This window comes from uncultured Gemmiger sp. (assembly GCF_934561205.1).
GTDB lineage: Bacteria > Bacillota > Clostridia > Oscillospirales > Ruminococcaceae > Gemmiger.
In genome coordinates, this window is the sequence record NZ_CAKTFU010000010.1 from 43,723 (window position 1) to 56,207 (window position 12,485).

Annotated in this window: 10 protein-coding genes; 4 read left to right on the forward strand and 6 right to left on the reverse strand. The window is 54.9% G+C overall.

Annotated elements, in window-relative coordinates; translation table 11 throughout:
* Positions 1-100 precede the first annotated feature (100 nt).
* The 4 genes from Q0I19_RS07495 (at position 101) to argS (ending at position 4,318) form a co-directional block, all read left to right on the forward strand.
* Positions 101-1,216 carry a D-alanine--D-alanine ligase family protein gene (locus tag Q0I19_RS07495; RefSeq protein WP_294760204.1) on the forward strand — a complete coding sequence of 372 codons (1,116 nt, stop codon included), beginning with the start codon at positions 101-103 and terminating at the stop codon, positions 1,214-1,216.
* Entirely contained in the window at positions 1,216-2,040 is an 825-nt protein-coding gene (gene murI / locus Q0I19_RS07500) for a glutamate racemase (protein WP_294760202.1), read from the forward strand. The genes Q0I19_RS07495 and murI overlap by 1 nt, the downstream gene beginning before the upstream one ends.
* 15 nt (positions 2,041-2,055) lie before the next feature.
* Entirely contained in the window at positions 2,056-2,499 is a 444-nt protein-coding gene (locus Q0I19_RS07505; RefSeq protein ID WP_294760200.1) for a DUF1934 domain-containing protein, read from the forward strand.
* Positions 2,500-2,560: 61 nt separating this feature from the next.
* On the forward strand, positions 2,561-4,318 hold the full coding sequence (gene argS / locus Q0I19_RS07510; protein WP_294760199.1) for an arginine--tRNA ligase: 1,758 nt from the start codon (positions 2,561-2,563) through the stop codon (positions 4,316-4,318).
* Between the two features lie 1,312 nt (positions 4,319-5,630).
* Here argS and buk read toward each other — a convergent pair.
* From buk to Q0I19_RS07540, 6 genes are all read right to left on the reverse strand, one after another.
* A complete protein-coding gene (gene buk, locus Q0I19_RS07515; RefSeq protein WP_294760198.1) occupies positions 5,631-6,698 on the reverse strand; it encodes a butyrate kinase in 1,068 nt (355 codons plus the stop codon).
* 30 nt (positions 6,699-6,728) lie between these two features.
* Positions 6,729-7,637, reverse strand: a complete 909-nt coding sequence (gene ptb, locus Q0I19_RS07520) for a phosphate butyryltransferase (protein ID WP_294760196.1) — start codon at positions 7,635-7,637, stop codon at positions 6,729-6,731.
* A gap of 371 nt (positions 7,638-8,008) precedes the next feature.
* Positions 8,009-8,791, reverse strand: coding sequence for a hypothetical protein (locus tag Q0I19_RS07525; protein WP_294760194.1), 783 nt, complete (start codon positions 8,789-8,791; stop codon positions 8,009-8,011).
* 740 nt (positions 8,792-9,531) lie between these two features.
* Positions 9,532-10,569, reverse strand: a complete 1,038-nt coding sequence (locus Q0I19_RS07530) for an IS30 family transposase (RefSeq protein WP_294760192.1) — start codon at positions 10,567-10,569, stop codon at positions 9,532-9,534.
* 385 nt (positions 10,570-10,954) lie between these two features.
* Entirely contained in the window at positions 10,955-11,872 is a 918-nt protein-coding gene (locus Q0I19_RS07535; protein ID WP_294760190.1) for a hypothetical protein, read from the reverse strand.
* Between the two features lie 184 nt (positions 11,873-12,056).
* Entirely contained in the window at positions 12,057-12,470 is a 414-nt protein-coding gene (locus Q0I19_RS07540; protein WP_294760188.1) for a hypothetical protein, read from the reverse strand.
* Positions 12,471-12,485 lie beyond the last annotated feature (15 nt).

Consider the following 12,485-nt stretch of genomic DNA (forward strand, 5'->3'; position numbering starts at 1 on the left):
CTTTTTTCGTTTTGATATAGCCAAACCGCGCATAATATGGTATTATACTAAGATGAATACTTATAAGTGTGTCCAATTCCGAAAAAGGGAGTCCTTATAGATGAACAAACGATCCAAGCAGCGCGTGGCACTGTTTTTCGGCGGCGTTTCCAGCGAGCATGAGGTAAGCTGCGTTTCCGCCTCCACCTGGCTGCGCGCCCTGCAAAAAAGCCCTTGTGCCGATAAATACGATGTCATTTGCGTGGGTATCACCAAAAACGGCCGCTGGCTGGCGTGTCCGACCGTCACCCCCGAGACGATGGCCGACCGCAGCTGGGAGCAAAGCCCCGACTGTGTGCCCTGTGTGCTCAGCCCCGACCGCAAAGACCACGGTCTGTGGCTGCTGAAGGACGGCAAGGCGGAACTGCTGCCCATTGACATCTGCGCCCCTGTGCTGCACGGCAAAAACGGCGAGGACGGCACCATTCAGGGCCTGTTCGAGCTGGCGCGCATCCCCTATGTGGGCTGCGGCGTGCTGGCCAGCGCCGTCTGCATGGACAAAGCCGTTGCCAACGCCCTGATGGACGCTGCGGGCGTACCTCACTGCAAGTGGGTGGCCGCCAACCGCGCCGACCTGGAGCTGAACGGCCCCGTGGTGCTGGACGCCGTCGAGGCAAAGCTGGGCTACCCCATCTTTGTCAAGCCCGCCAACGCCGGCTCCAGCGTGGGCATCACCAAGGCAACCGACCGCGCCCTGCTGCAAAAGGCCGTGCTGGTCGCCCTGAACGAGGACGACAAGGTCGTGTTTGAGGAGTTCATCGACGGGCAGGAGGTCGAGTGCGCCGCCATCGGCAACCCCGACGACCCCGCCCGCGTCGAAACCACCCGCCCCGGCGAGATTCTGGCGGGCGCAGAGTTCTATACCTACGATGATAAGTACAAAAACGGCGTGTCGCAGACCGTCATCCCCGCGCATCTCAGCGAGGAAAAGCTGGACGAAGTCCGCGCCGAAGCCCGCCGCGCCTATCTGGCTTTGGGCTGCGCGGGGCTTTCGCGCTGTGACTTCTTTGTCGAGCGTGGCACGGGGCGCGTGCTCTGCAATGAGCTGAACACCCTGCCGGGCTTTACCGCCATCAGTATGTATCCCAAACTGATGGAAAGCGTCGGCGTCGGCTTTGACGAATTGATCGACAAGCTGCTGCAGCTGGCGGTACACCGCCGCAAGGGGGCCTATTGATGGATACACGACCCATCGGCGTATTTGACAGCGGCCTTGGCGGGCTGACCGCCGTGCGCCAGCTGCGTCGGGTTTTGCCGGGCGAGGATATCGTCTATTTCGGGGACACCGGGCGCGTACCCTACGGCTCGCGCGGACGGGACGTCATTGTGCAGTACGCGCGGCAGGACATCCGCTTTTTGCTCAGCCGCGACGTCAAGTTTGTGCTGGCGGCCTGCGGCACCGTGTCCTCCACCTACCCGCCGGAGGAAGCCGCCCGCCTGCCCGTACCCTACACCGGCGTGGTGGGCGCTACCGCCCGCGCCGCCGTGCAGGCGACCCGCAACGGCAAGATCGGCATCATCGGCACGGCAGCCACCGTGCGCAGCGGCTCCTACGCGGCGGTCATTCGGGACATCTGCCCCGACGCCGAAATTTTTGCCCGCGCCTGCCCGCTGTTTGTGCCGCTGGTCGAAAACGGCTATGTCGATGCCGGCAACCCCGTGACCAAGCTGGTCATTGCCGAATACCTGCAGGAACTGCGCGATAACAACGTAGATACACTGATTCTAGGCTGCACCCACTACCCGCTGATCAAGCGGATGATCGGCGACTTTATGGGCGATGCGGTCACGCTGATCGACTCCGGCAAGGTCACGGCGCAGGCCACGGCCGCGGCGCTGGACGATCTGGGGCTGCTGAACGGGCGCACAGCGGGCGGCAGCGCGCAGTTTTTTGTCAGCGATGTGCCCTATGAATTTGCCCGCCAGGCGCGGATGTTTTTGGGCGAGTACGCCGGCAGCGGTGACGTGCCGGTGGAGCGCATCGCCATTGAGTCCTATTAAAAGCGAGGCGATACCATGGACGAAAAATTTCTTATCACCATCAAAGGCACCATGGAACAGCGGGGCGACAGCGACACCGTCGAGCTGATGACCCGCGGCAATCTGGTACACAAGGAAAACGCCTACTACATCGTTTATAAAGAAACCGAAACCACCGGTTACGCGGGCTGCACCACCACCGTTAAAGTGGCGGAGGACGCCCGCCGGGTGTCGATGACGCGGTTCGGCAAAAACCACAGCCAGCTCATCATCGAAAAAGGCACCCGCCACCTTTGCCACTACGAAACCGGCTACGGCGCGGTCAGCCTGGGCGTGGCGGCGGATACCATCGAGCACGCCCTGACCGAGCAGGGGGGACGGCTGCAGTTCAGCTATACGCTGGATTCGGGGGCCGAAAACTTTATCAGCCGCAACCTTGTGGACATCGCGGTGGAACCCCTGCCCGAAAACGCCGAGTAAATGATACAAACTGTATAAAACGCCGCAACGCGGCACGAACCCTGAAAAGGAGCTTGCAATTATGGAATACAAAAACTACAACCCCCGCCAGGCCGCTTTGGATGCCGCCCGCAACCTGCTGGTGCAGGCTGCGAACGCTGCTGTGGCCGACGGTTCCCTGCCCGAAGCCGCCCTGCCTGAGTTCATTGTTGAGATCCCGGCAGACGTGAAAAACGGCGATGCTGCGTCCAACATTGCGATGGCGGGCGCCCGCACCTTCCGCAAGGCACCCCGCCAGATCGCCGAGGCCATCACCGCCAAGCTGAATCTGGAGGGCAGCCTGTTTGCCCGCGCCGAGATCGCAGGGCCCGGCTTTATCAACCTGTTCCTGGGGCAGGAGTGGTTCACCGATGTCGTGCGCGCCGCCGTGGCCGATGCCGAGTACGGCCGCACCGATGCCGGCAAGGGCAAAAAATACAATGTGGAATTTGTTTCCGCCAACCCCACCGGCCCCATGCACATGGGCAACGCCCGCGGCGGTGCCCTGGGCGACGGCGTGGCAGCCTGCCTGGACTGGGCGGGCTACGATGTGACCCGCGAGTTCTACATCAACGATGCCGGCAACCAGATCGAAAAGTTCGGCAAGAGCCTTGCCATCCGCTACTTGCAGCTTTACAAGGGTGAGGAAGCCTGCCCGCTGCCCGCCGAGTGCTATCAGGGTGCCGACATTGTGCAGCGCGCCAAGGAATTTGCCGAGGTCCACGGCGATGCCTACGTCGAAAAGGATTTCGAGGAGCTGAAAAAGGCCATCGTGGCCGACGCTCTGCCCAAGAACATCGCCGGTCTGCAGCGTGATCTGGGCAAGTACCGCATTCAGTATGACGTCTGGTTCCACGAGAGCGACCTGCACAATTCCGGTGCGGTCAAGGCTGTGGTGGACAAGCTGCTGGAGATCGGTGCCTGCTACAAGGCCGAGGACGGCGCCATTATGTACCGCAGCGCCCAGTATGCCGCCAAGTACGGCGTCGCCAACAAGAAAAAGACCGACGACGGCAGCGAGGAGGAAGCCAAGGATGAGGTGCTTGTCCGCGCCAACGGCATCCCCACTTACTTTGCCGCCGACATCGCCTACCACTACAACAAGCTGGCTGTGCGCGGCTTTGACAAGTCCATTGACGTCTGGGGCGCCGACCACCACGGTCACGTTGCCCGTATGAAGGGCGCCATGGACGCCATCGGTCTGGACGGCGATCGTCTGGACATTGTGCTGATGCAGATGGTCAACCTGATGCGCGACGGCAAGCCCGTGCGTATGAGCAAGCGCACCGGCAAGGCCATCACCCTGACCGACCTGCTGGACGAGGTGCCCATCGATTCCGCGCGGTTCTTCTTCAACCAGCGCGAAAGCAGCTCCACGCTGGATTTTGACCTTGACCTTGCCGTGCGCAACGACAGCGAAAACCCCGTCTACTACGTCCAGTACGCCCACGCCCGCATCTGCTCCATCCTGAAAAAGCTGGAGGCCGAGGGCGTCAAGTTCGGCGGCGTGGAGGGCGTGGACGCCTCTGTGCTGACCGACGCCAGCGAACAGGCGCTGATCCGCCTGCTGGCCGCGTTCCCGGCGGAAATCGTTGCCGCCGCCGAAAAGTACGACCCCGCCCGCATCACCCGCTTCTGCATTGATGTGGCCACAGCGTTCCACCGCTTCTACAATTCCTGCCGTATTCTGGATGCCGAGGGCACCGTGCAGCAGGGCCGCATTGCCCTGTGCCTGGCAGTGCGCAGCGTGATCTACAACATCCTGACGATGTTCAAGGTCAGCGTACCCGAAACGATGTAAGCAAAAAGCCCCTGCCGCGAACGGCAGGGGTTTTTGCTGTATATGGAGGAATATTGAGCATACTGGGGGGCGCGTACACGCACCCAACATATCTATTATACCACAGGCTTATGCACTTATCAATCTGTAATATGTACAAATCTTTCTTTTCAACGTTGGCGGTTTTGCGAATAGACGAATCGCTAAGGGTATGGTATAGTATAGTCACAGAAAGAAAACAGCCGGAGATAAGGAAGACAAACTTCCAAGTGAAGCCACTTTCCCAAAGCTCACACAAAGACCGGTCATGGAACGATCGACAGCTTAAAGAAGATTTTCTGAGATTGAAAAATCAAACAGAAACACTTTAGGGACTCCGATCCAAAAGCATGAGGGCAAGAGGAGCAGGAAAGACAAAGTAAAGGCTCGCCGGCAGGATTCGTAAGAAAGGAGGCTCAGACCCGATGGCAAACTTTAAAGATCCCATTCATCACCGGCGGGTCTGCGCTGGCTGACAAAGTAAGAACCACATCCAAAGCCGCAGGGCATACCCTGTAAAAGAAAATTTAGCGATGCATGGTTCACCAACTTTTGATTAGCAAAGCGCAGAGGCCGCCCACCCGAAAGACCTCAGCGTGTTACATAGATCAAGAGAAAGAAGGCTGGTAGAGATGACCGCTATCACTCCACCGAACCAAAGGAGCCTGAAATTCACCTGATCAACAAGGAGATACTCCAATGTACAAGAGTTAAGAGGGGTTGCCCTCAGCATCAGACCCAAACCCGAAACTTCTAACCATTCAGAAAAAGGGATACTCCCATGAACGCGTAAGATTAGCCAAGGGTTTCAAAAACTTCGCAACAGATAGGATGCGGTTCCTATGATTATGAGTGACCAGTCCGAAAAATAACGAATAAGGGTTATGAGGCTTATGACTCCGAAGAAGTAAGACCGCCGATGCAGATGGAAACATCTGCATCGGCTTTTTGCGTTGCCGAGAAGGCCTTCCCCCTTTGGGGGAAGGTGGCGCGTCCCGCGCGCCGGATGAGGGGGAAGTGCCCGGAAAGCTCCCCCTCATCAGTCACCTGCGGTGACAGCTTCCCCCCGGAGGGGGAAGCCATTCATGAGGTTTGTCCGTTAGGTTGCATTATCGGTGCGGCTGCGGCGGGCGACCAATGGTCACCCCTACGGAGTACCCGTAATGTTGTTATAACCGCAAAACCGCGGGCGGGGCATGCCCCGCCCCTGCATACAACCTGCAATTTACCCCCAAAAACCAAATCAGGCGCTGCCCATGCGGGCAGCGCCTGTTTCCTTATAAACAATGCAAAATCAATATTCCTTGGCTTTTTCCTCGCCGTGCATGACGCGCAGGGCGCCCTGGCACAGCGCCAGCAGCTCGTCCTCACCGGGGTAAACGGTGATGGGGGCGATCCAGCCGAGGTAATCCTTCAGCACCTCGGCGGTGTACGGGTTGTAGGCGATGCCGCCGGTCAGGATGATCTGATCCACCTTGCCGTGCAGCACGGCAGCCATGGCACCGGCGTCCTTGGCGATCTGGTAGAAGAAGGCGTCCCAAACCTGCTTGGCCAGCTCGTCGCCGGCGGCAGCGCGCTCGCCCACGGTGCGGGCGTCGTTGGTGTGCAGGTAGCCGTTAAAGCCGCCGTTGCCGCAGACCTTCTTGTAAATTTCCTGCTGGGTGTACTTGCCGCTGAAGCACATGCGGATCAGATCGCCCACAGGCACGGTGCCGCTGCGCTCGGGGCTGAAGCAGCCTTCGCCGTCCAAGATGTTGTTGACGTCCACAACGTGGCCGTGGTCATGTGCGCCGACGGATACGCCGCCGCCCATGTGGATGACGATCAGGTTCAGCTCGTCGTACTTTTTGCCGGACTCCTTGGCAAAGCGGCGGGCAACGGCCTTCTGGTTCAGGGCGTGGAAGATGGAGCGGCGGGGCAGCTCGGGCATACCGGACAGGCGGGCCTTGTCGGTCAGCTCGTCAACAACGACGGGGTCCACGATAAAGCTGGGAACGCCCAGCTTGTCGCCGATCTCGCGGGCCAGAATACCGCCCAGGTTGGAGGCGTGCTGACCCTGCACACCGGCCTTCAGGTCAGCCAGCAGGGCATCGGACACAGCGTAGGTGCCGCCGGGAATGGGCTTCAGCAAGCCGCCGCGCCCCACGATGACGTCCAGAGATTTGGGGTCGCAGTGCTTCTCCGCCAAAAAGTCGAGGATGATCTCCTTGCGGAAATCCTTCTGGTCAATGATGGTGGCGTATTTGGCAATTTCCTCGGTGGGGTGGCGCAGGGTCTCCTCAAACAGCAGGGTCTCGTCCTCAAAAACGCCGACCTTGGTGGAGGTGGAACCGGGGTTGATGACTAAAACTTTCATGGACATTATCAATATCTCCCTCTATTTATAAGGTAATCAGCCGTTCAGCCCGGCGGCGACCACGGCGGCCAGCGCGATGGAGTTGACCTTGGTCTGGAAAGAGTCGGAGCGGCTGGTCAGGATGGCGGGCACCTTGGTGCCGGTCAGGATGCAGCCGTTCTTGCAGTCGGCGGTGTGCACCAGCGTCTTGTAGACGAGGTTGCCGGCCTGAATGTCGGGGAACAGCAGAATGTCGGCGTGACCGGCGGCGGGGCGATCCTGTGCGCCCTTGTGGTGGGCGGCTTCGGGGTCGATGGCGATGTCCATGGACAGGGGACCGTCGACGACACAGCCGGTGATCTTGCCTTCCTCGTTCATCTTGTGCAGCTCCTCGGCGTCCACGGTGCAGGGCATCTTGGGGTTGACGACCTCAACGGCGGCCAGCGGGGCGACCTTGGGGCATTCCACGCCGCAGGCATGGGCCACGGCAACGGTGTTTTCAATGATATGGACCTTATCCTCCAGGGTGGGGTAGGTCATAAAGGCGACGTCGGTCAGGAACAGCAGCTGCTCAATGCCCTTGACCTCAAACACGGCGACGTGGGACAGGGTGTTGCCGGTGCGCAGACCGACTTCCTTGTCCAGAACGCTCTTGAGGAAGGTCTTGGTGTCCAGCAGACCCTTCATGTACATGTTGGCCACGCCGTCGTGCGCCAGCTTGACGGCTTTCAGGGAAGCCTGCACCTTGTCCGGCTCGTTGATGATCTCGTAATCGGAGAGGTCGATGTTCAATTCGGCAGCGATCTTGCGGATGGCAGCCTCGTCACCAACCAGAATAGCGTCGGCAATGCCCTGCTTATGGGCGGCGTCAACAGCCTCCAGAACGGCGTCGTCCTCGGCGGCGGCGACGGCCAGCTTCTGCTTGCCGCAGGTTTTTACTTTAGCGATCAGGTCCTCAAAATTCATTTCACAGCACCTCATTTTCTACAATACAAGCGGGAAAAATACCCGTATGTTAAAATAATAACACGTTACGGCCTTTTGGTCAAGTATATAAATAAGAAATGTAGGTCGTACCGCGGATTTTCTGTACGGTGCGGCAAATACGGCAGAAAATCCATGCCGCATTGACGCGGCGGTGCAATTTTCTTGCTTGGCCCTGTGTTGTTACAGTTCTGTTTGCTAAACCCCTTCGTCGTTTTGCAGAGAAAACTGTATTTGACAACCACTACAATGCCCTATCTTCTAATGCCCCCTCAACAATAAATTCGTTGATAATATAAAAACAGGCTCCCACTTAGTTAAACGTGAAGCCTGTTTTTTATATTATTCGTTATTTACTTGTAGCATATAACATTTTGTTCGATTTCCTCAATCACCGATTTGGGCATTTTTGCCATCTCGTATGTATACACCAAATTCAATCGAGGATTAAATAATCCAACCTTAGTTATATTCTTAAACTCTGGTTTTCCTGAATGTTGCCCCATAATCCAATACATCAGTAACTGCAATGTCTGTTTAGCCTTCGGTTTATCTTTCGAGACCTTAAAATCCCATAGTGTATCTGCTGTCAAATAGTCGCCATCACCAGAATTTACAACAGCAGTATAGCCCGATGGCTCAAATGTAAAACCGTCTTTTGTTATCGGCCCATACGTCTGCCAAAAGCGCAGACTCCTCTTTACCATGATTTTAATATTTCTCACTGTGTCAGCATCTGGGTTCGTATCAGAAGCCGTTTTAGCTAAAGGCGCCTTCATCGTTGCTCTAAACCAAACATCGAATGTGACCAGCTTACAGGCATTAACAATTGATTCATCGTCAATGCCACAAATGCCTGTCAAATACCTTACGGCTTCTTTTAAGGCTTTCCTACGTCCGAAATCTTCTGCTAGACTTGCTCCCATTAGTGAAATTTGGAACGCTTCTTCGACAGATGTTCCCATCATAAACCTTGTGAGGTAATCAACTGCCATGCCTACTATCGAGGCGTGTACATTTTCAACTTCAGAAAGCACATTGTCATCTTTCATGTCTATGCGATTCATTGCGGAAGGTCTTAAATAACCACCGTATGGTTGCTTTACATCGTTTATTCTTGCTGTTACAGAACTCATGCTCACTTCGTTCCTTTCAAATGTACTTTTGTTTATTATACTATAATTCTTCTCGAAATGGAAGATATATTGTTTAATTTGATGGGAGTTGGCATGACTTTCGTCAAAATATCAAAGTACAGTCTGTCGATAATCTCAACGGGATGATTGCAAAATTTCGGCGGGTTTGTAGGGAACGGTCTTGACTGTTCAGTGAGGTCTAGTCAATGATATGATTTGCCGTGAGAACGCGCGTCATTCGTCGCGATTATATTCGCTGCGCGCAGCCAGCGGGAGGGCGCGGTCAAGACATGCGCCCTACATTTCTACCCGAAAAGGGCTTTTTTCGACAAACTGAGGCATTTAGCTACAAACAAATATCAGAATAAAGGCGGCCGGCTACTGTCAAGGGTTCAATGCAAAATTTGACAGAATAAATAAAGCTGTCAATAGATAATTGTTGCTTTTGTAGTATGATAGCCCCGTGCAGAATTGTGTCAATGCTGATCTGCACAGGGGCTTTTATATATTTGCAACACGTTTAGCCCGTCACCTTGTGGCGGGCTAATTCTGCGTATTGCGCCGGGAAAACGAGAGGTAAGATAAACATTCGCGCCGAGCGCTGGGCAAACAAAGCACAAGCAGCGGAAGCCGGACAGCCCGCATCTTGCCTTTGCGCGGGGTACGCAGCAGCAGCCAAAAAGCCGCAGACCGCGCAGGCGCTGCCAATCTGGGGGCACGCCCCCAGCCCCCCAAGCAGGTCAGGCAGCTAGACCAAAGAAGCGGTAGACCTTGGCGCGATTGCGCAAGGGCATTTTACACAGCGTTTCAAGCAGCAGATCGGCGGCAGTTCTGCCGCCGAACATCGGGCGGCAATAACCATTGACCCAATGTTGAACCTGCTGCACCTGCTTTTTCGTCACCTTCGCCAAGCTCTGACCGCGGGGGAACTTACGGCGAACCAGTTTATTCGTAACTTCATTCGTGCCGCGCTCGTGCGGACTTTGAGGGTGGCAGTAGAACATTGTAACGCCGAGGGCATCCAAGCCGGCTTGATCGGCAAACTCCGGACCGTTATCACTGGTCAGTGTCTTAAAGATCACCGACCAATCACGCCCCAGATACCGACGCAAACGGCGAAGTTCCGTCACTGTATCGCCGGAGGACTTGCCGGCAGGTTTCAGAATGATTTCTGTGCGCGTCTTGCGTTCCGTAAGCACTAAGATGCTTTCCCCGGTACCCTCTGCCTTGCCGATCACGCTATCAATTTCCCAATGTCCGAATTCCTCGCGCTCAAGGATAGCCGGAGATCGGCGTTCAATACTCCGGCGACCGGGATTCGCTATATTACTATGGGACTTGCTGCCTTTCCCCGTCTTGGGATGCCCCTGCGGCAGATGCTTGTAACGCAGACGCTCAAACAGCCGCATATCGATATAGCGGTAACAGGTGGTCTTGCTGATGATCACCCCGAACGCATCACCGACCCGGTGTATTGCGTCCTGCGGGCTGGACCCGGCGAATATATACTTTTCCAGCGCGGCGAGATAGGCCCGGTTACTGCCAACCTTCAGATCAGGCCCGTGAGAGGAACGCATATAATCGGCTCTGGCCTGCGCCTTTTGTGGGCTGTATATTGTGTAATATTCCCAAGTATCACCGTTTATCTGTTCCACCTGGCCGCGCTTCAATTCCCGGCAGATCGTCGAGGGGGAAACGCCGACTTCCTTCGCAATAGCGGTTTGGTTGAAACCCAGCTTACACAGATGGGCAATTAGATTCCGTTCGTTTTCTGTCAATGGTCGCCCTTTTGGTCGTGGAGATTCGTAAATAGTCATAATGTTACACCCAAAAATAAAAATGCGCGACTTAAAAAAGCCGCGCAAAATATTATACAAAATGTCTGTAATCCCGACAATACGCACACTCTGGGTGCTGTCCGCACTGTGGTGGTGTGCCGGTATCCGGTTCATCCGGACAGTTGTAATAGCTATAATAATTCTGCACAGCTACAACCGCTCCGGCACAAGAGCCATCCAAACGAAAACTACACGGTTTATGTAAGCAATACGGACGGCTATTCGTTTTATCCATTCTGCAAATCTGTTTCATATCAGATAACCTTTCTTAATCAACAAGCCATCGGCAGCGTGCGCAGGGGGCGGGGGAATACCCCCGCACCCCTTAGCGCACGCCTTGCCGCTTTATGCGTGCCTTGCCTTTACGGCTCAGGCTGGTTGCCGCATCCAGCCCCGGCAGACTCTCCGGAGCCTGATTCTGCAAAATCTCGGATTCGGTCAGAATATCCCCATCTTCAAATTTTTTCTGCAAGTTATCGACTACCGCCAACGTATCATAGGCGTTATAATCACGATCCAGCACGAACCACAAGCCGGACTTAACAGGACGTATCATTTCCGGATTCTGTGCGTTCTCCATTTCCCAGGCATCATAGAGCGACCAGCATTGAAAACGCCATACTTTCTTACACTGCACAACATTATGCGTTACATCACGCATCAGCTTGTCAACGTGCTGGAAGCGCTGCGCAGACCCAAAAAAGCTTATGTGGTAATGCCGGCAGCACAACAGGGTATTCAGAAAATACGCATTGAAATTATCCTTAAAGCTACGCGAATTCATCTGCACCGAAAGCTCATCCATTGCCACGATCGTAATTGTCAGTGTGTCTTTTTCATCGTCAATCGCCGGAGATAGTTTTGACATATTCACAACCTGAGAAAGGCTGGTTAATTTGACGTAAGGAATCGACAAATCAACATTTGACAAAATGACAATTTTCTGCGTTACGAACTTCTTACGCCGGGAACACCAAACCGGCTTGTTATTGTAGCGCTGGTAAAGATGCACGACCTTATGAACCAAAGACAAGGTCTTGCCGGAGCCGAAATAACCGCAATAGATATCCAGCGCACCGACAGGGCAGGTATTCCAGCCTTTGTGACGTATGTAATAATAGCTGTCCTTTACAGCGTGAACCATCGTCTGAAGCGGATGAAACACGATCTGGCGCGCTATCCGAGAAACTGCCAACGTGATACCTGCAGCGATCAGAGCGAGAACTAAATAACCGTTCATCAAAATTTACCCCGTGCGAATGTATGCGTGAAATCCTTGATGATGCTGAAAACGAAAAGGAACAGGCTCATCGCAACAAGAACGGAAAGCAGCCAAGGAAACAATTCGCTAAGATTTTGAGGAGCAGCGGCATTTATACCGAAAAAGGTAAGTAAATCGAAAAATATGGCTTGCATAGATCAACACCTCACAATACAAAGTTATTCAGAAACCAGAACACCGCCATAACAAGAAACATAAAGCAGAGAATCAGTAACAGCGTTTCAGCCAATGTATACTCGGTAAAGGGCTTCGTAAACGGTTCCGGCTGTTCCTCCGCTTGTGTTGCCAATTGCGCAGATTCTTGCAGATCAGCAAGCTGATCGGAAATCTTTTGCAATGCTTCCGTGTAATCGGGCGCCGGTGTCGGCTCGGCTGCATCCTCTGACGGAGCGAGTTCTTGCGCGATTACGTCCAAGGTGGACTGAATATTATCCAGCTTTGCATTCGTTACCGCTTCGGCGGGTATTTCCTCGGCGCGGGCATCCATAGCAAACGCCGCAGAGATCAGGAGCAGCAGCGCCACCAGAGCGCCGCAGAATTGCGAAAACCTATCATTCATCAAGACAACATCCTT